The following is a 21,349-nucleotide window of genomic DNA, read 5'->3' on the forward strand; positions in this document are numbered from 1 at the left end:
AAACATTTGGAACGGTGAGGATACTGAAATGGCTGAAGCCGGGCAACGCCAAGGACATCGTCGCGGCCAACATTCACCTATTTGCAACGCTTTGAATGTCTGCAGTGCAAGGAAGGAGAGGGTATCTCATCCATTTGGAGGGTGCGCCTTGAACGGGTTGCGCCGTTCGAGGTTTTCCATATAACTTTCAATGCCGGCGCCCTCGCGCTCCAGGAAGCGCTCGACCGCGTCGGCGAAAGAGGGATGGGCCAGCCAGTGGGCGCTGGTGGTCTTGACGGGCAGCAGGGCGCGGGCCATTTTGTGCTCGCCCTGGGCGCCGCCCTCAAAGCGCTGGTAGCCATGCGTGATGCACCATTCCAGCGGCTGGTAATAGCAGGCCTCGAAATGCAGGCAGTCGACGCGGGCCAGGGCGCCCCAGTAGCGGCCGTAGGCGGTCAGCGGAGGATTGGCTGTGTCCGATGCGCCGGCCGGTGATGCGCTGACGGCGATCAGGCTGGCCGCGATGGGCCGGGGTTTGCCGCCGTCGGCCGTGTGTTCGGCGATGAACAGCAGCCAGTTCTCGGGCATGGTGTCCTGCATGCGCTGGAAGAAATCACGGCTAAGGTAGGGCGCGTTGCCGTGCTCGTAATAGGTGCGTTCATAGCAGCGATAAAAGAAATCCCAGTCGGCCCGGCTGATGTCCTTGCCCAGCGACCAGCGGAAGGTGATGCCGGCGTCGTGGACTTTGCGGCGCTCCTGGCGGATTTTCTTGCGCTTTTCCTGGTTGAGGGATGCCAGGAAATCGTCGAAATCGCGATAGCCGCTGTTTTTCCAGTGAAACTGGACCGTGTGGCGCCGCATCAGGCCGGCTTCTTCGCAGGCGGCCACGTCCTCATCGGCCGTAAACAGCAGGTGCAGCGACGAAAGCTTTTCCTGCCCGCACCAGGCGAGCAGTGCCTGCACCAGCAGCGCGCGTTCGGCGGCGTTGCGCGCCAGCAGCCGGGCCCCGGGGACGGGCGTGAAGGGCACGGCGGCAACGGCCTTGGGGTAATAGTCGAGGCCGTGCTGCTGGTAGGCATTGGCCCAGGCCCAGTCGAACACGTATTCGCCGTAGGAATGCGCCTTGAGGTAAAGCGGGCAGGCGCCGGCCAGGCTACCGCCTTGCCAGAGGGTGACGAAACAGGGCGTCCAGCCCGTGTCGGGGCTGGCGCTGCCGCTTTCGTGCAGTGCGGCGAGGTATTCATGGCGCATGAAAGGGTTGGCGGCCTCGCCCGGGCTTTGCGCCGCCAGCAGGGCGTTCCACTCGGATGCATTGACCTTCAGCGGCGAATCCAGCACGCGGATGACATAATCGTTTGAGTCGTTTTTCACGTGTTTTTCGGGGTTTTACTTCTACATGCCACTCAAAATCTGCGTTGCCCAGTTGAACTATTGCGTGGGAGACATGCCGGGCAATTCGCAAAAAATCATCGAGGCGGCCCGCGCCGCCTACCAGGACGGTGTGCGGCTGGTGCTGACGCCCGAGCTGGCGATTTGCGGCTACGCGGCCGAAGACCTGTTTTTGCGCCCCTCTTTCATCCAGGCCTGTGATGATGCCGTGAATCAAGTGGCCCGCGAGCTGGCCGGGTTAAAAGGCCTGACGGTGGTGGTGGGCACACCCACCCACGGCGACAACGGCAAGGGCCTGCGCACCAAAAGCGTGGAAGTGCAGCAGCGCCACAACGCGGCGCGGGTGCTGCGCGAGGGCCGTGTCATCGAAAGCTACGCCAAGCGCGAGCTGCCCAATTACCAGGTGTTTGACGAGCGCCGCTACTTCACGCCCGGCCAGGGCACCTGCGTGTTCCAGGCGGGGGAGGGGGATGAGGCCGTCAGCATAGGCCTGCTGATCTGTGAAGACGCCTGGTTCGAAGAGCCGGCGCGCCTGGCCAAAGAGGCCGGTGCCGAGCTGCTGGTGGTGATCAATGCCTCGCCTTTCCACGTCGGCAAGGGCGGCGAGCGCGAGCAGATGATGCAAAACCGCTGCCTGGCCACCGGATTGCCGCTGGTCTATGCCCACCTGGTGGGCGGGCAGGACGAAATCGTGTTTGAAGGACGCTCCTTTGCGCTGCAGGCCGACGGCGCGTTGGCTGGTCGGGCCGAGAGCTTCAGGGAAAAGCTGTTTGCCATCGGCGCCGAGCGCGTCAAGGACGTCGTCACCTTAACGGCGGAAACGGCGCCCGAGCGCAGCCACGAGGCGGACCTGTGGGATGCACTGGTGCTGGGTGTGCGCGATTACCTGGGCAAAAACGGCTTTCCGGGCGCCATCCTGGGCCTGTCGGGCGGTATCGACTCGGCGCTGGTGCTGGCGATCGCGGTGGATGCGCTGGGCGCGGACAAGGTGCGCGCGGTGATGATGCCTTCACCCTATACAGCCGACATCTCCTGGAAAGATGCGCGCGAGATGGCCGAACGTGTGAAGGTGCGCTACGACGAGATTTCCATCGTGCCCGAGTTCGAGGCCTTCAAGGCGTCCCTGGCCGGCGAGTTCAAGGGCCTGAAGGAAGACACGACCGAGGAAAACATCCAGGCGCGTATACGCGGGGTGTTTTTGATGGCGCTGTCCAACAAGTTCGGCTCCATTGTGCTGACCACCGGCAACAAGAGCGAGATGGCCACCGGCTATTGCACGCTCTACGGCGACATGGCGGGTGGTTTCGCGGTGATCAAGGACGTGCTCAAGACCTCGGTGTTCCGGCTGGCACGCTGGCGCAATGCCAACGACCCGTATGGCACCGGCAGCAACCCGATTCCCGAGCGCATCATCACGCGCCCACCCAGCGCCGAACTGCGCCCCGACCAGACCGACCAGGACAGTCTGCCGCCCTACGAGGTGCTGGACGCCATCCTGTCGCGTTACATGGAAAATGACGAGAGCGCTGAAGGCATCATCGCCGCCGGTTTTGACCGCGCGGTGGTGGAGCGCGTGGCGCGACTGATCCGCATCAACGAATACAAGCGGCGGCAGGCGCCTGTGGGTATCAGGGTCACCCACAGGAGCTTTGGCAAAGATTGGCGCTATCCTATAACCAGCAGATTTCGACAGTGATGGCCCCCACGGTCGCTCGCTTCGCGTAGCTCCCTGCCCCTCGAGGGGGCCGTTGCGCCTGCGGCCCGGCAAAGCCGGTTCCGCGGCCCCTGCTGGTAGGGGAGCTCCTCGCAGACTTCAAATGCTTTATGACGAGATTTAAAACCAACGGAGATATTCAGTGAAACAAATTACCGCCGTCCTCAAGCCTTTCAAGCTCGAAGAAGTCCGCGAGGCGCTGGCCGAATGCGGCGTGACCGGGCTGACCGTCACTGAAGTCAAGGGCTTCGGCCGCCAGAAGGGCCATACCGAGCTGTACCGCGGCGCGGAGTACGTGGTCGACTTCCTGCCCAAGGTCAAGGTCGAAGTCGTCGTGAAAACCGAGGATGTGGAGCGCTGCGTGGACGCCATCGTGCGCGCCGCCCGCACCGGAAAGATCGGCGACGGCAAGATTTTCATCACCAGCGTGGAGCGCGTGGTGCGTATCCGTACGGGCGAGGAAGACGAAGCGGCAGTCTGAGCGCCGCCAAACCGCTTAAATCTGGTCCAGTCGCATTGCGGCGGGTGTCATGCCGGCGGCCTGCACCAGGATTTCGAGCAGAGGCTCCGCTTCGCTGCCGGTGCGTATCAGGTCCATCAGCCAGTCGTTCATGAAGCCGGCTTTGACCGATGAGGCCAGGAAGGCCAGCAGGCTGTCGTAATAGCCGCCCATGTTGAGCAGCCCGACCGGCTTGTCGTGGTAGCCCAACTGGCGCCAGGTCCAGACCTCAAAGAACTCTTCCAGCGTGCCTATGCCGCCCGGTAGGGCGAGGAATGCGTCGGCATGCTCGGCCATCAGGCGTTTGCGTTCGTGCATGTTCTCCACGATGTGTAATTCGGTGCAGCCGGTGTGGGCCCATTCCTTTTCGACCAGCGCCTTGGGGATCACGCCCACGACTCGCGCGCCCGCGGCCAGCGCGGCATCGGCCAGGATGCCCATGAGGCCGTTGCGGCCGCCGCCGTAGACCAGTTGCCCGCCGTGGGTGCCTATCCAGGTGCCGACGAGGGCGGCGATCGCGGCAAATTCGGGATTGTCGCCCGGGCGGGAGCCGCAATAAACGCAAAGGGAGAAGGCGGGCTTGGAGTTTTCTGTCACTGCGGTGCTGTCGTTGTTCATGCTGAAAATCGCTGAAAGAGCGCCAGGGCCCAGGTGCCGGCGCAGAGCAGCAGGCTGAGCAGGACGGCGGCGCTGCCCATGTCCTTGGCGCGCTTGGAAAGGTCGTGCCACTCGGGGCCTATGCGGTCTATGGCGGTTTCGATGCCGGTGTTGAGCAGTTCCACGATCATGATGAGGATGACCGTCCCGGCCAGCAGCACGGTTTCCACCCAGTTCCGGCCCAGCCAGAAGGCGGCCGGGATCAGCACGATGGACGCGATGGCTTCCTGGCGAAACGCGGTTTCATGCCAGCCGGCGCGCAGGCCGGCGATGGAATAGCCCGTGGCGTGCCAGACGCGGCTCAGGCCCTTGCGGTGCTTTTGGGGATTGACCGGCTCATCGAGGGGTATCGGGGAGGCGGCATGGACGGAGGCTGGCACGGAGGCGGAAAGCGGGACTTGTTCGGGCATGGGGCGATTGTCGCGCAGCTTTATGGCATGTTGATGTTAGGGCTGCTCGGCCACATCATTACCGGCCGTGACCTTCGACTTTTCCTTGCGGCGGGGCTTTTCAGGCGCCACCCAGGTGATCAACCGGGTCCCCGCCCAGGCATCGTGCCAGAACTGCTTTTGCGGATGAAAGCGCGCCAGGATCGCCCAGATGGCGACCCAGCCCAGCACCAGCACGGCGCCTTCGCGGCCCGGCAACGCCAGCATCCAGCTGACGGCCAGTGGCGGCAGGAACCATAACCAGCTCAGCACATAGCGCAGCAGGGCGCGCTTCTGGGAGATGGGGGCGCCGTGGACGTCGACCACGCGGATGTTCCAGGTTTTCATCGCCAGTGTCTGGCCTTTTGCCCAGAACCATACGAAGTAGATGCCGAAGATCACAAACACGAAAGCCTGCAGCGCATGGCGGTTGTCCAGTGCGTTGCGGGTCTGGCTCAAGGTGCTGAAGAGGTAGCCGGCCAGGAAAACCACGCCGAACATCAGCATGCCTTCGTACATCCAGCATGCCATGCGCCTGGGGATGGACGGTATTGGGGGGGGATTGGTGGCTGTCAAATGTGTTGCTCTTCAGTGCTCGCTGGCAGGGGACTGCCGGAGCGGCCAATAAATCCGGCCGGCTTGCCCGCCGGCGGTATGTCAACGCTGGGGCGTTGCGCCTGGGGCGCTGGCAGGCAATGCTGCGGGGGCGGCTGCCGCCGGGGTGGAAGCATTGATTTTAGGCGCAGCCTTGCTGCTGGCCTTGACCGGGTGCGGCGGAACGGGCGCCAGCTTCTGGGGCGCCACCGGCTTGACGGCGGTCGCGGCCCCGGCGGGCTTGGGACTGGCCTTGGCCGCCAGCTTTTCTTTTTCTTCTGGGCTGAGGGCCTGGTAGGTTTCCCATTTGGCTTTTTTCTCTTCAGGCGTGAGCTGCTTGGAGAGCTCTTTGGTCTTGCCGAAGTTCAGCCGTGCCTGGGCGCGTTGCTGGGGGCTCAGCGTGACCCATTCGTTCATGCGGCTGTGCAGGTTGGCCTGTCCTTCAGGGGGTAGCGAAGGGTAGTTTTTGGAGATTTCCAGCCATTTGCGTTTTTGCTGCTCACTGATGGTGTTCCAGCTTGAGGCTAGGGGCGCGAGCGCCTTTTGCTGCATGGGGCTGAGCTCAGCCCAGGTAGGCTTGGAGACGGTGATTTTGGCAGGCGCGCTGGCGGCCGATTTGGCGGCGCCGGGAGCGCTAGCAGTGGCTGCGGGCTTGGCCGCCTGGGCAAAACTGAAAACCGGCAGTGCCAGCAGGGCGGCCACCACGAGCCCAAGCGACAGCCATTGCAACTTCAACCGGGTTGAAGGGTCAAGAGGCAGGGGGATGAGTCGGGCGGCTGCTGGGCGGCTCATTGGACCGTAGGGGCTTGGCGAGTCACTTTGAGGTACTGGACAAAACCGGGGTCGGCAAAGGCCGCGGGTGGGAGTTCGTCGGTGAGCAGCGCCACGTCGACTTCGGCCAACTCCTGGGCGCGGTTGTCGTTCTGAATCGAATTGATGACCAGCAGCCCCACGACCAGCGCAACAAGCGGTAACACTGAACCAATACGTGCCCACCAGCTCAGTCCGTCGTCGGAGCCCCAGGTGAGGGCGGCGCTGGCGCCGTTGCCGACGACACCGCCGGCGGTTTCGGTTTTTGCGATCTTGCGGCTGGAGATAGCCTGGAAGCGCGCGGCGCGCAAGCGCTCGGAAATGTCGTAAGGCAGGTCTGCCGCACCTGCGGACAGGTAGGAGGCGGTTTTCAGGCCAAAGCGGTCCTGGAGGATGGCGGCTCTTTTTTGTAGTGAATTAGTCATAGTTTTATACCTTTGGCGCTCAGGGCTTTGCTGAGAGCGTGAACTGCGCGTGAACAGTGCGTTTTGACACTACCCTCTGAACAGCCCATGGCGGCTGCTGTTTCAGCGACGTCCATTTCCTCCCAGTAACGCATCAGAAAGGCTTCCCGTTGACGGCCCGGCAATTCCTTTACCTGCAGCTCGATCTCATGCAATATTTGCGCCCGCTCCGTGGCATCCTGGGCGCTCTCCGTACCCTCTGAGTTGGTCAGGGTCTCTAAAGTTTCCAGAAGATCGAAATCTCCGTCCTCGCCGGACGATTCGAAGTCGCTCATATTGGAAAAAAGCGCGTTGCGGGTCTTGCGGCGGCGAAACCAGTCCAGCGTGGTGTTGGCCAGGATGCGCTGGAACAGCATGGGCAGCTCGGCGGCGGGCTTGTCGCCGTAGTGCTGCGCCAGCTTCATCATGCTGTCCTGAACGATATCGAGAGCAGCTTCTTCGTCCCGGACGTGGTAAATGCTGCGCTTGAAAGCCCGTTTTTCAACGTTTTTCAGGAAATCCGAGAGTTCTTGTTCAGTTGCCAACGGTGTGGGGTTCCGGTTCGTCCAGCGCTGCAGGATGGCCGCGGTCTTCGCGGGGCCTGTGCCGATCAGCATGCATCCTGGGATGCCGCAGGAAAATTATCGCATCATGGCCGGTGTTGGCTGGCCCTTTTTGGGGCCTTGCGGCCATTGCGCAACGCGAAATGTCATAATATGCCCTGCAATTCAAAAGGCAAACGGGTCATGACTCGGCGGTTTATGTTTCCGCTTATGGTTCTGGCCTCAAGTCTCGACGCCGCTTCACAAGAGTGGGCGAAGAGGCACCCAAGGTATTTCGTTAGAGAAATTCACAAAGGTTCATCATGGAAATCTCCAAGGCGGAAATCGCTTCCGCGGCAGCAGCGTCTGCACACACAAATTCCCAGGAACTCCGCGGCGCGGAAATCCTCATCAAGTCGCTTCAGGCTGAAGGTGTCAAGTACGTCTGGGGCTATCCCGGCGGTGCGGTCCTTCACATTTACGACGCCTTCTACAAGCAGGACTCGATCCAGCACATCCTGGTGCGCCACGAACAGGCAGCCGTGCACGCTGCGGATGGTTATGCCCGGGCCACTGGCGACGTGGGCGTGGCCCTCGTCACTTCCGGACCTGGCGTGACCAACGCGGTCACCGGCATCGCGACGGCCTACATGGACAGCATCCCGATGGTGATCATCACCGGACAGGTCCCCACCCACGCCATTGGCCTGGATGCCTTCCAGGAATGCGACACCGTCGGCATTACCCGGCCCATCGTGAAGCACAACTTTCTCGTCAAGGACGCGCGGCAGATGGCCGACACCCTGAAGAAGGCTTTCCACATCGCCCGCAGCGGCCGGCCCGGCCCCGTGGTCGTGGACATTCCGAAAGACGTGTCCTTCAACAAGGTTCCCTACAGCGGCTACCCGCAAACCGTGGAGATGCGCTCGTACAACCCGGTTCGCAAAGGCCACGGCGGGCAGATTCGCAAGGCCCTGCAGCTGCTGCTGGCGGCCAAGCGTCCATACATCTACACCGGCGGCGGCGTGCTGCTCAGCAATGCCTCGCAGGAGTTGCGCACGCTGGTCGACATGCTGGGCTATCCCTGCACCAACACGCTGATGGGCCTGGGCGCTTACCCGGCCAGCGACAAGAAGTTCCTCGGCATGCTGGGCATGCACGGCACGATCGAAGCCAACAACGCGATGCAGAATTGCGATGTGTTGCTGGCCGTCGGCGCGCGCTTTGACGATCGTGTGATCGGCAACCCCAAGCATTTCGCGCAGAACGAACGCAAGATCATCCACATCGATATCGACCCTTCCAGCATTTCCAAGCGCGTGCGGGTCGACATTCCCATCGTGGGCGACGTTAAGGACGTGCTGACCGAGCTGATCAGCATGATCAAGGAGTCCGGCCTCAAGCCTGACGCCAACGCGCTGGGCGGCTGGTGGGACACGATCGAAGGCTGGCGCAAGCGCGACTGCATGAAATACAGCATGGGCAAGGGCGACGTCATCAAGCCCCAGCACGTGGTCGAGACCCTGTGGAATCTCACCAAGGACGCCGACACCTACATCACGTCGGACGTGGGCCAGCATCAGATGTGGGCCGCCCAGTACTACAAGTTCGACGAGCCGCGCCGATGGATCAATTCGGGCGGTCTGGGCACCATGGGTGTCGGCATTCCCTATGCCATGGGCATCAAGCTGGCCAAGCCCGACTCGGAAGTGTTCTGCATCACGGGCGAAGGCTCGGTGCAGATGTGCATCCAGGAGCTTTCCACCTGCCTGCAGTACAACACGCCGATCAAGATCGTGTCGCTGAACAACCGCTACCTGGGCATGGTGCGCCAGTGGCAGGAAGTCGAATACGCGGGCCGCTACAGCAGCAGCTACATGGACGCGCTGCCCAATTTCGTGAAGCTGGCCGAGGCTTATGGGCACGTCGGCATGCTGATCGAAAAGCCGCAGGACGTGGAACCGGCGTTGCGCGAGGCGCGCAAGCTCAAGGACCGCACGGTGTTCATGGACTTCCGCACGGACCCGACCGAAAACGTGTTCCCGATGGTGCAAGCCGGCAAGGGCATTACCGAAATGCTGCTGGGGTCGGAAGACCTCTAGGCCTCAGGCCGCCGCACACCCATTCATTCACCGTCACCTGACGAATCTATTGCCCGCCGAGCCTGCGCATTACCGTGCGCAGGGGAGGGCGGCGAAAAGAGGAATCTTCTTATGAAACACATCATTGCAGTTTTGCTGGAAAACGAGCCGGGCGCTCTTTCCCGCGTGGTCGGCCTGTTTTCGGCGCGCGGCTACAACATCGAAAGCCTGACCGTCGCACCGACCGAGGATCCGAGCCTGTCGCGCATGACGATACAGACCACGGGCTCCGACGACGTCATCGAGCAGATCACCAAGCACCTGAACCGCCTGATCGAAGTGGTCAAGGTGGTCGACCTGACCGAGGGCGCCTACACCGAGCGAGAGCTCATGATGGTCAAGGTGCGCGCTGTCGGCAAGGAGCGCGAAGAGATGAAGCGCATGGCTGATATATTCCGCGGGCGCATCATCGACGTCACCGAAAAAAGCTACACCATAGAGCTGACCGGCGACCAGTCCAAGAACGATGCTTTCCTGGAGGCCATAGACCGCAGCGCGATCCTGGAGACGGTGCGAACCGGCTCCAGCGGCATCGGCCGCGGCGAGCGGATTTTGCGGGTTTGATTTGAGTTGTCCGTGCGCGCGTTTCGACAGGCTCAACGCGAACGGATTTTGAGTGGCGATATGCGGTTACCGTTCGCCCTGAGCCTGTCGAAGGGCATTTTCGCCAATACCTATTCTGGAGAGAAAAATGAAAGTTTTTTACGACAAAGATTGTGATTTGAGCCTGATCAAGGGCAAGACGGTCGCCATCATCGGCTACGGCAGCCAGGGCCATGCCCATGCGCAAAACCTGAACGACAGCGGCGTGAAAGTGGTCGTCGGCCTGCGCAAGGGCGGCGCTTCCTGGCCCAAGGTCGAAAAGGCCGGCCTGAAGGTCGCCGAAGTCGCTGACGCGGTCAAAGCCGCCGACGTGGTCATGATCCTGCTGCCCGACGAGCAGATCGGCGCGGTCTACAAGAACGACGTGGCCCCCAACATCAAGCAGGGCGCTTCCCTGGTGTTCGCCCACGGTTTCAACGTGCACTACGGCGCCGTGATTCCCCGCGCCGACCTCGACGTCTGGATGGTTGCTCCCAAGGCGCCTGGCCATACCGTGCGCAACACCTATGCCCAAGGCGGCGGTGTGCCCCACCTGGTGGCCGTGCACCAGGACAAGTCCGGCAAGGCCCGCGACCTGGCCCTGAGCTACGCCATGGCCAATGGCGGCGGCAAGGCCGGCATCATTGAGACCAACTTCCGCGAAGAGACCGAGACCGACCTGTTCGGCGAGCAGGCCGTTCTGTGCGGCGGCACTGTCGAGTTGATCAAGGCCGGCTTCGAAACGCTGGTGGAAGCCGGCTACGCGCCCGAGATGGCGTACTTCGAATGCCTGCACGAGCTCAAGCTGATCGTCGACCTGATCTATGAAGGCGGCATCGCCAACATGAACTACTCGATCTCGAACAACGCCGAGTACGGTGAGTATGTGACGGGCCCCAACATTGTGACTTCGGCCACGAAGGACGCCATGCGCAAGTGCCTGAAAGACATCCAGACCGGTGAATACGCCAAGAGCTTCCTGGTGGAAAACCAGGCCGGCGCACCAACCCTGCTGAGCCGCCGCCGCTTGAATTCCGAGCACCAGATTGAAATCGTGGGCGAAAAACTCCGTGCCATGATGCCTTGGATCGCCAAAAACAAGCTGGTTGACCAGACCCGCAACTGATGTAGGCGCCCGTCAGGGGCCTTGTCCTGCAAAAAGCCGCGCAAACTTCCTGCGCGGCTTTTTTACTGACGGGAGCAAATTCGAGAGTGATTCGCGCCGCGCGGCCATTTTGTGGTGCCGATCTTGGTATCCTTGGCGCCTTGAGCCGGCAATTGCCTGCCCCAGGCGGGGCGGACCGGCTCCTCGGTGGTGTCCTCGGATGCTATGAATTTAATAGCTGTTTGCGCGCACCAGTTGTGCTTCAGGAGTATTTTTATGCATGATGGCGAAGAGTCCGCGGGCAACAATCCGACGGTGATGGTACGCAAGCGCCGCAAGGGCATTTACATATTGCCGAACCTGTTTACGCTGGCCGCCCTGTTTGGCGGGTTCTACGCCATCGTGATGGCCATGAATGGGCGCTTCGACCAGGCCGCCATCGGTGTGTTTTGCGCCATGGTGCTCGACAGCCTGGACGGACGTGTGGCCCGCATGACCAATACGCAAAGTGCTTTCGGCGAGCAGATGGATTCGCTCTCGGACATGGTGTCTTTCGGCGCCGCGCCGGCCCTGATCGCCTACGTCTGGGCCCTGACCAGCCTGGGACGCTGGGGCTGGATAGGCGCCTTTGTGTATTGCGCCTGCGCCGCGTTGCGCCTGGCCCGTTTCAACGTCAATACGGCGGTGGTCGACAAGCGCTTCTTCCAGGGGCTCCCGTCGCCCGCAGCGGCTGCCCTGGTGGCGGGTTTTATCTGGCTGATGACAGACGCCGGCATCAGCGGGTTGGAAGTGCGCTGGGTCACCTTCGCCCTCACGCTGTATGCGGGCCTCACCATGGTCACCAATGTGCCGTTTTACAGCTTCAAGGATGTGCAGATGAAGCGCAGCGTGCCTTTTGCCGCCATCGTGCTGATTGCGCTCGGGATCGCCGTCATCAACATCCATCCGCCGACCGTCATGTTCGGCCTGTTCGTTCTTTATGGCTTTTCAGGCTACGTGCTGTATGGCTGGCGCAAGGCCAAGGGCCAGCAGACCAGTGTGATCTCGACCTCCACAGATGAGCCGGACGAGCGCGGCCTCCATAAATAATTGTGGTACATTGAACAGATGAAACAAATTTCGCTAGCACTACTGCTATCTGCCAACGGGCGGAGACGGTAGCGCACGCGTACACCTGATTCAACGGCCCGTTTGCACCAGCAACGGGCCGTTTTTTCTTGGGGTTGCTGGTTTTTTGATCGAGAGGAAAACCATGTTGAAGCAACCCGCCAGCAAGTACCCCGCTTTCGCACCCATCGCCTTGCAAGGCCGCACCTGGCCCGACGCTGTGCTGACACAAGCGCCTGTCTGGCTCAGCACCGACCTGCGTGACGGCAACCAGGCGTTGATAGAGCCTATGGACGTTGCGCGCAAGCTGCGGATGTACGGACAGCTGCTGCGGATCGGCTTCAAGGAGATCGAGGTCGGTTTTCCGGCTGCGTCGCAGGTTGAGTTCGATTTCTTACGCCACCTGATCGACAACGATATGGTTCCCGACGATGTCACGCTCCAGGTAATGACACCCGCCAAGGAACCGTTGATACGACGCACGATGGAGGCGGTGATGGGGGCCCGGCGAGTGATCGTGCATCTGTACAACGCCACCTCGCCCTTGATGCGGGAGGTGGTCCTGGGTATGGATCCGGATCAGATCGTGGAGTTGGCCACCAGCCATGCGCGGCTGATTCAGGATCTTGCGCGTGCTCAACCCGATACGCAGTGGACTTTTCAGTATTCGCCCGAACACTTTTCCGGAACGGAATTGGCATTTTCCAGGCGTGTGGTGGATGCCGTCACGGAGGTATGGCAGCCCACGGCCGACCACCCTTGCATCATCAACCTGCCAACGACGGTGGAGCATTCAACGCCCAACGTTTTTGCCGACATGATCGAGTGGATGCATCGGCACATCGCGAGGCGAGACGCTGTGGTGTTGTCGGTACATCCCCACAATGATCGCGGTACCGGTGTGGCAGCGGCTGAATTGGCGTTGATGGCCGGCGCACAGCGCGTAGAAGGCTGTCTGTTCGGCAACGGTGAACGCACCGGCAATCTTGACATCGTCAACGTGGCACTCAACCTGTACACCCAAGGTGTGCCGCCCAATCTTGACTTCTCCAATATCGACGAGATTCGCCGCACGGTGGAGCATTGCAACCAGTTGCCGGTGCACCCGCGCCATCCCTATGTCGGCGAGCTGGTCTATACCTCGTTTTCAGGTACGCACCAGGACGCCATCAAAAAAGCGTTCGCCGTTCAAAAGGAGGATGCCGCCTGGGCGGTCCCCTATCTGCCAATCGACCCCAAAGATCTGGGGCGCAGCTATGAGGCCGTCATTCGCGTCAACAGCCAGTCGGGTAAAGGCGGTATCGCGTATTTGCTGGAAAGCGAATACGGCCTTGAATTACCGCGCCGCCTGCAGATCGAGTTCAGCCAGGCCGTCCAAGCGGTGATGGACAACGCGGGCAAGGAGCTGACGGCGCAAGACTTGTGGCAGCTGTTCGACGAGGAATACGGTTTGGCCAGTACTGAGGCACCTCAGGTACAGCAAACCGTGTCGGCGGGCGGCGTGGCCTTGACGGCACAGGTGCAAATGGCCGGCGCAACGCAACAGATTGCGGGACAAGGGGCCGGGCCGATCGAGGCCTTCGTGAACGGCTTGAACGCCGCGTTGGGCACGACGGTACGCGTGCTGGACTACCATGAGCACGCCCTGGGCTCGGGAGCCGATGCCCGCGCTGTGGCCTACCTTGAGCTGCGCATTGACGAACGGTATACGGTATTTGGCGTCGGCATGGACGCGAATATCGTCTCGGCGTCTTTGAAGGCAATCCTGTCCGGATGGCAGCGTGCGCAAATGCGCGTTCCTTCCGGCGAAAATACATCTCGCGCCGCTTTGGCCCCGTCCAGCTAAAAATTCTTCAGGAGCCCACCATGACCGACAAACTCATTATTTTCGACACCACTCTGCGCGACGGCGAGCAATCGCCCGGTGCCTCCATGACACGGGATGAAAAGCTGCGGATCGCACGCCAGCTGGAGCGCCTGAAGGTCGACGTGATCGAGGCCGGCTTTGCCGCCAGCTCCAACGGCGACTTCGAATGTGTGAAGGCCATTTCGGAGGTCATCAAGGACTCCACCGTCTGCTCGCTGGCCCGCGCCAACGACAGGGACATTTCCCGCGCCGCCGAGGCCTTGAAGCCGGCAGCCTCCGGGCGTCTGCACCTCTTTCTGGCGACCAGCGCGCTGCACATGGAAAAGAAGCTGCGCATGACGCCCGACCAGGTATTCGAGCAGGCCAAGCTCTCGGTGCGTTTTGCCAAAAACCTGATGGGTGACATCGAGTTCAGCCCTGAAGACGGTTATCGCTCCGATCCGGACTTCCTGTGCCGTGTGCTGGAAGCCGTGATCAAGGAAGGTGCCACCACCATCAACGTGCCCGACACCGTGGGCTACGCCATCCCCGAGCTCTACGGCAACTTCATCAAGGACCTGCGTGAACGCATCCCCAACAGCGACAAGGCCGTCTGGTCGGTGCATTGCCACAACGACCTGGGCATGGCGGTCGCCAACTCGCTGGCCGGCGTGAAGATCGGCGGGGCGCGGCAGGTGGAATGCACCATCAACGGCCTGGGCGAGCGTGCCGGCAACTGCTCGCTGGAAGAAGTGGTGATGGCCGTCAAGACCCGCAAGGATTATTTCGGCCTTGACCTGGGCATAGACACGCAGCACATCCTGGCCGCCAGCCGCATGGTGAGCCAGACCACCGGTTTTGTGGTGCAGCCGAACAAGGCCGTGGTCGGCGCCAATGCGTTCGCGCATGCATCAGGCATCCACCAGGACGGCGTGCTCAAGGCGCGTGACACCTATGAAATCATGCGCGCGGAGGACGTGGGCTGGAGCGCCAACAAGATCGTGCTGGGCAAGCTGAGCGGGCGCAATGCCTTCAAGCAACGCCTGCTTGAGCTCGGTGTCGCCATGGAAAGCGAGGCGGACGTCAACAACGCCTTCGCCAAGTTCAAGGAACTCGCTGACCGCAAGAGCGAAATCTTCGACGAAGACATCCTGGCGCTGGCCAGCGATGAAAGCGCTTCCCACGACAACGAGCAATACGGCTTTGTGTCCTTGTCGCAGCACAGCGAAACCGGCGAGCGCCCCCAGGCCAGCGTCGTGTTCACGGTGGCCGGCAAGGAAGTCAAAGGCGAGTCCGACGGCAACGGTCCCGTGGACGCCTCCCTCAAGGCCATCGAATCACACGTCAAAAGCGGTGCCGAGATGGTGCTTTACTCCGTGAACGCCATCAGCGGGTCTACGGAAAGCCAGGGGGAAGTGACGGTGCGCCTGCAGAACAGCGGGCGGGTGGTCAACGGCGTGGGCGCCGACCCGGACATCGTGGTGGCGTCCGCCAAAGCCTACTTGAGCGCCTTGAACAAACTCCAAAGTAAAGCCGACCGGGTTGCCGCGCAGGGATAATGTAACAAGTCGGAAAATAAAATCCTTTATATTCAATGACTTAGCGTTGGGTCTGAGTGCGGATAGGGCTTTGAGCGTTAAAAATCGCACAAGTGAGTGTGTTTTTAGGAAAGTCACGCAAGTTTTTGATATTGCGTGACTTTTTCTATTTGTATACACTCCAGCCATCCCACTCATTGCAATCCACGCAGGCAATATTCACCATGTCTCATCAGATTTTCAATCGCGCATTAAAAATCGTTGGATTCGTTGCTCTGATAGCCGCCTTTGCAGTACCTGCCGCCAATGCGGCGGCCGCCAAAAACACCATTGTCAAAAAGCAGCACGCCTCCTCCAAGGCGTCGGCTTCCAAAAAAGTTATTTCCACGCGCAAGAGCGTACGTTTTGTTGCAGGTACAAAACGCAGAAGCATCATTCGCGCGTCCATTCCCGCCAAACCTTCGTTTGGTCAGATTGCTGGTTTGCACGGCTCGCAGGATCCTCTTGAGCTCAAGTCCAGCGTCGCGCTGGTGATCGACCAGGACACACGTGAAGTGCTGTTCAGCAAAAACGACCATGCTGTATTGCCGATTGCATCCCTCACCAAACTGATGACTGGCGTCATTGTCAGCGGCGCCAAGCTGCCTATGGACGAACTGATCACCATCACGCAGGATGACGTGGACACCGAAAAGGGCAGCAGCTCGCGCCTCAAGGTCGGCACCACGCTGACCCGCGGCGAACTGTTGCACCTGGCCTTGATGTCCAGCGAAAATCGCGCGGCGCACGCCCTGGGCCGCACCTATCCCGGCGGCATGGGCACCTTCGTGAGCCTGATGAACGCCAAGGCCAAGATGCTGGGCATGACCGATACCAGCTATGTCGAGCCCACCGGCCTGTCCAGCCGCAACCAGTCGAGCGCACAGGACCTGGCGACGCTGGTCAACGCGGCCCATGGCGACCCCATGCTGCGTGAGCTGTCGACCTCCACCGGTTACCAGGTGGCCGTTGGCAGCCGCACGCTGCAGTACAACAACACCAATCGCCTCGTGAAGAACCCCGAGTGGGACATCGGCCTGCAGAAAACCGGCTACATCTCCGAAGCTGGCCAGTGCCTGGTCATGCAGACCAAGATCGCGGGCCGCAAGCTGATCATGGTGTTCCTGGATTCCGCCGGCAAGCTGAGCCGCTTGGGCGACGCAGAGCGTGTGCGCCGCTGGGTGGAGTCCAACCCCGTGAGCACCGAGCCCAAGCTCAACGTCAGCGCCTCTGCCAAGCAGGCGAACGGTTGATTGTTGGCCCTTGCGGCCGCGCTCAAAAAGCAGTCGGGTTTTATTTGGGCCTGTAGCCCAGCGCCGCTGAAATCTCATTGGCCGTTGCCTGCAGCTTGGGCAGCCAGTGCTCATCAAGCCGGTCCGCCGGCGCTGAAATCGACAAGCCCGCCACCAGCTTGTTCTGGTCGTCGTAAATCCCTGCGGCCATGCAGCGCACCCCGAGTTCCAGCTCTTCGTTGTCGCGCGCGATGCCGTACTGCCGTGCCTTGGAAAGCTCGCGTTCGAGCACCGGTAATTGGGTGATGCTGTTGCGCGTCTGCCCCGAAAGCCCGGTTCGCGTCGCATAGGTGCGCAGGCGTTGGGGGTCGTCAAAGGCCAGGAACAGCTTGCCGACGGACGTCAAATGCAGCGGTGCGCGGCCACCGATGGCGCGCACCACCTGCATGCCGGATCGCTCGCTGTAGGCGCGCTCCACATACACGATTTCGTCGCCCTGGCGCATGCTGAGGTTCACAGGCTGTTGGGTGATCTTGTGCAACTCGCGCATAGGGATCAGCGCGGCGTCGCGCACATCCAGGCGCGCCTTGACGAGATTGCCCAGTTCCAGCAGGCGCATGCCCAGCCGGTAGCTGCCGGCGGCCGGGCGATCGACAAAGCGGCCGGTGGCAAGGTCGTTCAGGATGCGGTGCGCCGTGGAAGGATGCAGGCCCGATTTTTCACTGATTTCCTTGAGTGACAGCGCTTCCTCGCGATTCGCCAGGATTTCAAGCAGCGTGAACATCCGTTCAATGACCTGGACGGTCGGCGTGGCGGGGAGGGCGGAATCGGGCTTTTTCATGTGCAGGCTTTCTGCTGCAAATTTTACCCTGTGAAATGCAAAAGCGTCTGGTGACGCTCGCGGAGACCCGGGCTTAAGTGGGGCCGGTGCTGCCCTCTGATGTGGTGGCGGAAGGTGTTGAGGACAGCACCCAGCGGCCGTCCATCAGCACTTCATTGGGTTTGAACCCTGCCTTGTAGTTCATCTTCGGGCTTTCGGCGATCCAGTAGCCCAGGTAAACGTAAGGCAGTTCCAGGCGCCGCGCCTGCTCGATTTGCCAGAGCACGCTGTAGTTGCCGTAGCTCGCGCGGGTGTCCGGTTCATAAAAAGTGTAGACCGCCGAAATGCCGTCTTCCAGGACGTCCAGGATAGAGACCATCTTGAGCGCACCCGGCTCGCCGTTGGGCAGGGTTTCGCGGAATTCCACCAGGCGTGAATTGACCCGGCTTTGCAGCAGGAACTGCGTGTATTGGTCGATGCTGTCATGGTCCATGCCGCCGCCCGCATGGCGGCCGTTCTGGTAGCGCAGGTAGAGCTGGTAATGCTCGGGCATGAAGCAGAGCTTGAGGATGCGTGCGTGCAGCGCGTGATGCCGGTTCCAGGCGCGGCGCTGGCTGCGGTCCGGGCTGAAGAGCTCGACGGGCACCCTCAGCGGCACGCAGGCCTGGCAGCCGTCGCAATAGGGGCGGTAGGTGAACATGCCGCTGCGCCGGAAGCCGTTGGTCACCAGGTCCGAGTAAGCGTCGTTGTGAATCAGGTGGCTGGGCGTCGCGACCTGCGAGCGGGCCTGTTTGCCTGGCAGGTAGCTGCAGGGATAGGGCGCCGTTGCATAAAACTGCAAGGTTTGCAGGGGCAGGTCTTTGAGGTGCGTCACGGTAGGTCTGTCATTCCCGTCGTCAGAAGCTGGTTCCAGTATACGGGTTTGAACTCCCAAAGGGGAGCGGTTTTGTCCACGTTCAGGGCAAGGTGGGAGACAAATTCCTGTCGGGTGATTTCGCCCGCCCCCAGTGAAGCCAGGTGCCGGGTATTTTGCTGGCAATCGATCATGGCCATCTCCTGGGCGCGGCAAAAAGCAACGAGTGCCGCCAGCGCGACCTTGGAGGCATCGGTCTGGTGGGCGAACATCGATTCGCCGAACACCATGCGGCCCAGGTTGACGCAATAAAGGCCGCCGGCCAGTTCGCCGTCCACCCAGGCTTCCACGCTGTGGGCATGGCCCGCCCTGTGAAGGCTTGTGTAGGCCTGCACCATGTCGGGAACAATCCAGGTGCCCGGCTGTCCGGCGCGCGGCTTGCTCGCGCAGGCATTGATGACGCGTTCGAAAGCGCTGTCAAAGCGAATTTCGCAAGCGGCCTGCTCCTGAAAGCGGGTCAGCGTTTTGCGCAGCGAGCGATGCAGTTTGAAATACCGGGTCTGCAAGACCATGCGGGGATCGGGACTCCACCAGAGAGGGGGCTGGCCCAGGCTGAACCACGGGAAGATGCCGTGGGAATAAGCCTCGATCAGCGTGGGTACATCCAGCGCGGCGCCGGCCGCCAGCAGGCCGGGGGCAGGGTCGTGATGGCCCCAGGCTTCTTCCAGCGGTGGAAAGCTTTCACCGGGGGCAAGCCAGGGCACGGGACGTGGTAGTTTTCCCATGGCTTAAAAGCGCATCGGCATGAAACGGCGGGCCGGGAAGGGCATGCGCCATGGTAGCTGAGCGGATTTTGGTGGCAAGGCCGGCGAGCGATGGCGTGGCCTGATGCTCAGGTTTTGCGGGGCCCGGCGGCGCAAAAAAAATGGGCACTACAAGAGTGCCCATTTTCGGAATTAACTGGCTCCTCAACCTGGGCTCGAACCAGGGACCTACGGATTAACAGTCCGGCGCTCTACCAACTGAGCTATTGAGGAATACAGCCTTAGATTATAGCGTCATTTTTTGCATTTTTTAAGCCCGAGGCATTTCCTCCAATGGCTTCTTGTTGGTCGAAGCATCGCAGTAGCGAGCGTGGAGGTGCAAGGGCACTGCCCGGCGCCGAGGGGCGAGTGACGTTCTCATTGGTGATAACCTCCTGCCTCACTATGCAACCCAACCAGATCGATACCCAGAGCCAGGCCCGGGTAAGTCGCAAAATCACTCATGGAATATCCCTGGCTTGTTGCGCACTCGCACTGGCTTCATGGTTGCTTTGGCAAAGGTACCTGGTTGGTGCAGTCATCCTCGCCGGACTTTGCCTCATAGGGGGAGTTTTTCTTGCGATTGCCCATCGTGCAAGAAATCGCCAAGCCCCAGCCACCGCTGGCGCTGGTGTTGGACGTAGTGAGGCGAAGACGAACTCCTTGATCTCCGTCATCATCTGCAGCATCGATCCAGTCAAGTATGAACTGGTCTGCGCCAATCTCAGGGAGCGTTTTGGTGATTCACCGTATGAGGTGATCGGCATCCATGATGCCAAGTCCTTGTGCGAAGGTTACAACAGGGGTGTCGCGAAAAGCCGAGGCGAGATCCTGATTTTTTGTCACGATGACATTGAGATCATTTCACTGAGATTTGTCAGCCTGGTTCGCGAGCATTTGCGAACCTTTGATGTCATCGGGTGTACCGGCACGGTTCGGCTGAAGGACAGCCGATGGATGAGCAGTGGTGACCCTTATATCTGCGGCGTGATTGCCTATCCCGCTGCTAAGGCATGGCCGAGTGATCTTTTTCACGTGTCGATGTGGGGTGGCCCGGAGGTGACGCAGATTGGCGGTGTCCAGGCATTGGACGGGGTTTTTATCGCCGCCAATCGCCGTGTCGTCGAGTCGATACGTTTCGATGAAGAAACGTTTGACGGCTTTCATGTGTACGACACGGACTTTACGTATGCTGCTTTTTTAAGCGGGTTTGAATTGGCGGTGTGTAAGGATATTTTGATTGCCCATAAATCGGGTGGGGATTTTGGGGGTAGTTATAAGACCTATGCGGGAAAATTTTGGGAAAAATACAAAGACCACCTGCCGGAGAAAACGAGTGACGGCATATGCGAGCAGTCCGACTATCTGAACGTCACCCACGCACAAATGTGGAAAGTCTGGGGTTAGCCGTTTCCCGGTTTGAACGGTACCGCGGCCAGTCTATCGGGGTATGGCGCTTATGACGTATTGCCCCGGCATTGCATCGTTCACCGCCATTTGCGGGTCGGCGCCTATCAGCTTTGCAAAGGCTTCGATGAGGGGTAGAAACTGCTCCCTGCTAGGGTCCGCAAAGATTCTGGGTATACAAGCGGTGACGGTAAACCCGGTGTCATGGAACATTTCCAAAATAGTCTGCCTGGAGAAAAACCGCAAATGGGTTCTGTCCAGAAGGCCGGTGTCCTCGTAGCGAAAATCGCCAATGCTCAATTTGGCCTGTATGGACCAGTGCTGCACATTGGGAATGCAAGCGGCAATGCAGGCGTTTTTTGGCATGATGCTGCGTACCTGGCGCAGGACCTTCCAGGGATCCCTGAGGTGCTCGAGAGTGTCGCCGAAGATCCAGCAGTCCCTGTCTGCATTTTCCTGCCAGAAAGCATCGCCTGCGGTTTCGATGTCAAGGACCTGGCTTTGGTCACAGTAGCGCTGTGCAAGTTCTGCGTAGGCTGGATCTATCTCAATGCCAAGGTAGTGGCAGCTTGGCGATAGTTTCTTGAACTCCCTTGCCAGGGCGCCCGAACTGCATCCCACCTCAATCAACTTTTTGGCGCCCCAAGGAATAATATCCAGAAGGTCGGGGTTATGGTCTTCGTGAACCGGAGTGTGATTCATAAGTATGGGCTCTAAGTGCGGCCAGCTATCTGGAGGGGAGTTGCGAATAAGCTTTGAAAAGCATAACGCAAAGCCTGGAGGAGGTTCATTCTATGTTTCCTGTCGCGGCTTCACGACGG

At 60.6% G+C, this 21,349-nt stretch carries 21 protein-coding genes and 1 tRNA gene; 10 read left to right on the forward strand and 12 right to left on the reverse strand.

Going from position 1 to position 21,349, the window contains the following annotated elements; all coding sequences use genetic code 11:
• Positions 1 to 126: 126 nt before the first annotated feature.
• Complete coding sequence (locus AC1D0O_RS00500; RefSeq protein WP_477651601.1) at positions 127 to 1,350, reverse strand: GNAT family N-acetyltransferase; 1,224 nt, start codon at positions 1,348 to 1,350, stop codon at positions 127 to 129.
• Between the two features lie 25 nt (positions 1,351 to 1,375).
• On the opposite strand from AC1D0O_RS00500, the gene AC1D0O_RS00505 reads away from it, so the two are divergent.
• Both AC1D0O_RS00505 and AC1D0O_RS00510 read left to right on the forward strand, forming a co-directional pair.
• A complete protein-coding gene (locus tag AC1D0O_RS00505) occupies positions 1,376 to 3,064 on the forward strand; it encodes an NAD+ synthase (RefSeq protein ID WP_477651602.1) in 1,689 nt (562 codons plus the stop codon).
• Between the two features lie 160 nt (positions 3,065 to 3,224).
• Positions 3,225 to 3,563 (forward strand): P-II family nitrogen regulator, encoded by a 339-nt coding sequence (locus AC1D0O_RS00510; RefSeq protein ID WP_007869659.1) that lies wholly within the window; start codon positions 3,225 to 3,227, stop codon positions 3,561 to 3,563.
• A gap of 15 nt (positions 3,564 to 3,578) precedes the next feature.
• On the opposite strand, the gene AC1D0O_RS00515 is transcribed toward AC1D0O_RS00510, so the two are convergent.
• The 6 genes from AC1D0O_RS00515 to AC1D0O_RS00540 form a co-directional block, all read right to left on the reverse strand.
• Positions 3,579 to 4,199, reverse strand: a complete 621-nt coding sequence (locus AC1D0O_RS00515; RefSeq protein WP_477651603.1) for an LOG family protein — start codon at positions 4,197 to 4,199, stop codon at positions 3,579 to 3,581.
• Positions 4,196 to 4,648, reverse strand: a complete 453-nt coding sequence (locus tag AC1D0O_RS00520; RefSeq protein ID WP_477651604.1) for a diacylglycerol kinase — start codon at positions 4,646 to 4,648, stop codon at positions 4,196 to 4,198. Before AC1D0O_RS00520 ends, AC1D0O_RS00515 begins: the two co-directional genes overlap by 4 nt.
• Positions 4,649 to 4,684: 36 nt before the next feature.
• On the reverse strand, positions 4,685 to 5,218 hold the full coding sequence (locus tag AC1D0O_RS00525; RefSeq protein WP_477652236.1) for an RDD family protein: 534 nt from the start codon (positions 5,216 to 5,218) through the stop codon (positions 4,685 to 4,687).
• A 105-nt stretch (positions 5,219 to 5,323) separates the two neighbouring features.
• Complete coding sequence (locus AC1D0O_RS00530) at positions 5,324 to 6,052, reverse strand: DUF3106 domain-containing protein (RefSeq protein WP_477651605.1); 729 nt, start codon at positions 6,050 to 6,052, stop codon at positions 5,324 to 5,326.
• Positions 6,049 to 6,495: a DUF3619 family protein gene (locus tag AC1D0O_RS00535; protein WP_477651606.1), complete on the reverse strand. Its 447-nt coding sequence runs from the start codon at positions 6,493 to 6,495 to the stop codon at positions 6,049 to 6,051. Before AC1D0O_RS00535 ends, AC1D0O_RS00530 begins: the two co-directional genes overlap by 4 nt.
• Positions 6,492 to 7,058, reverse strand: a complete 567-nt coding sequence (locus AC1D0O_RS00540) for an RNA polymerase sigma factor (RefSeq protein WP_477652237.1) — start codon at positions 7,056 to 7,058, stop codon at positions 6,492 to 6,494. Before AC1D0O_RS00540 ends, AC1D0O_RS00535 begins: the two co-directional genes overlap by 4 nt.
• A gap of 320 nt (positions 7,059 to 7,378) precedes the next feature.
• Here AC1D0O_RS00540 and AC1D0O_RS00545 point away from each other — a divergent pair, with 320 nt between their 5' ends.
• The 7 genes from AC1D0O_RS00545 to pbpG all read left to right on the forward strand — a co-directional run bounded on the left by AC1D0O_RS00545 (position 7,379) and on the right by pbpG (position 16,666).
• A complete protein-coding gene (locus tag AC1D0O_RS00545; protein WP_477651607.1) occupies positions 7,379 to 9,157 on the forward strand; it encodes an acetolactate synthase 3 catalytic subunit in 1,779 nt (592 codons plus the stop codon).
• 111 nt (positions 9,158 to 9,268) lie between these two features.
• Entirely contained in the window at positions 9,269 to 9,760 is a 492-nt protein-coding gene (ilvN, locus tag AC1D0O_RS00550) for an acetolactate synthase small subunit (RefSeq protein WP_007869681.1), read from the forward strand.
• Positions 9,761 to 9,887: 127 nt separating this feature from the next.
• On the forward strand, positions 9,888 to 10,904 hold the full coding sequence (ilvC, locus tag AC1D0O_RS00555; RefSeq protein ID WP_477651608.1) for a ketol-acid reductoisomerase: 1,017 nt from the start codon (positions 9,888 to 9,890) through the stop codon (positions 10,902 to 10,904).
• Positions 10,905 to 11,159: 255 nt separating this feature from the next.
• Positions 11,160 to 11,972 (forward strand): CDP-diacylglycerol--serine O-phosphatidyltransferase, encoded by an 813-nt coding sequence (gene pssA, locus AC1D0O_RS00560; RefSeq protein ID WP_477651609.1) that lies wholly within the window; start codon positions 11,160 to 11,162, stop codon positions 11,970 to 11,972.
• A 163-nt stretch (positions 11,973 to 12,135) separates the two neighbouring features.
• Positions 12,136 to 13,836 (forward strand): 2-isopropylmalate synthase, encoded by a 1,701-nt coding sequence (gene leuA / locus AC1D0O_RS00565; RefSeq protein WP_477651610.1) that lies wholly within the window; start codon positions 12,136 to 12,138, stop codon positions 13,834 to 13,836.
• A gap of 20 nt (positions 13,837 to 13,856) precedes the next feature.
• Positions 13,857 to 15,395: a 2-isopropylmalate synthase gene (locus AC1D0O_RS00570; protein ID WP_477651611.1), complete on the forward strand. Its 1,539-nt coding sequence runs from the start codon at positions 13,857 to 13,859 to the stop codon at positions 15,393 to 15,395.
• Positions 15,396 to 15,598: 203 nt separating this feature from the next.
• A complete protein-coding gene (pbpG, locus tag AC1D0O_RS00575) occupies positions 15,599 to 16,666 on the forward strand; it encodes a D-alanyl-D-alanine endopeptidase (protein WP_477651612.1) in 1,068 nt (355 codons plus the stop codon).
• Between the two features lie 40 nt (positions 16,667 to 16,706).
• Here the strand turns inward: pbpG and AC1D0O_RS00580 are convergent, their stop codons facing one another.
• The 4 genes from AC1D0O_RS00580 to AC1D0O_RS00595 all read right to left on the reverse strand — a co-directional run bounded on the left by AC1D0O_RS00580 (position 16,707) and on the right by AC1D0O_RS00595 (position 19,355).
• Entirely contained in the window at positions 16,707 to 17,486 is a 780-nt protein-coding gene (locus tag AC1D0O_RS00580) for an IclR family transcriptional regulator (RefSeq protein WP_436154868.1), read from the reverse strand.
• Between the two features lie 73 nt (positions 17,487 to 17,559).
• Complete coding sequence (locus AC1D0O_RS00585) at positions 17,560 to 18,339, reverse strand: arginyltransferase (RefSeq protein ID WP_477651613.1); 780 nt, start codon at positions 18,337 to 18,339, stop codon at positions 17,560 to 17,562.
• A complete protein-coding gene (gene aat / locus AC1D0O_RS00590; RefSeq protein WP_477651614.1) occupies positions 18,336 to 19,103 on the reverse strand; it encodes a leucyl/phenylalanyl-tRNA--protein transferase in 768 nt (255 codons plus the stop codon). The genes AC1D0O_RS00585 and aat overlap by 4 nt, the downstream gene beginning before the upstream one ends.
• A gap of 176 nt (positions 19,104 to 19,279) precedes the next feature.
• Positions 19,280 to 19,355: transfer RNA gene (locus AC1D0O_RS00595), tRNA-Asn, on the reverse strand.
• A 171-nt stretch (positions 19,356 to 19,526) separates the two neighbouring features.
• On the opposite strand from AC1D0O_RS00595, the gene AC1D0O_RS00600 reads away from it, so the two are divergent.
• Positions 19,527 to 20,528, forward strand: a complete 1,002-nt coding sequence (locus tag AC1D0O_RS00600) for a glycosyltransferase (protein ID WP_477651615.1) — start codon at positions 19,527 to 19,529, stop codon at positions 20,526 to 20,528.
• Between the two features lie 33 nt (positions 20,529 to 20,561).
• On the opposite strand, the gene AC1D0O_RS00605 is transcribed toward AC1D0O_RS00600, so the two are convergent.
• A complete protein-coding gene (locus AC1D0O_RS00605) occupies positions 20,562 to 21,230 on the reverse strand; it encodes a class I SAM-dependent methyltransferase (protein WP_477651616.1) in 669 nt (222 codons plus the stop codon).
• Between the last annotated feature and the right edge of the window lie 119 nt (positions 21,231 to 21,349).

It is taken from the genome of Polaromonas sp. P1_F2 (genome assembly GCF_056405735.1).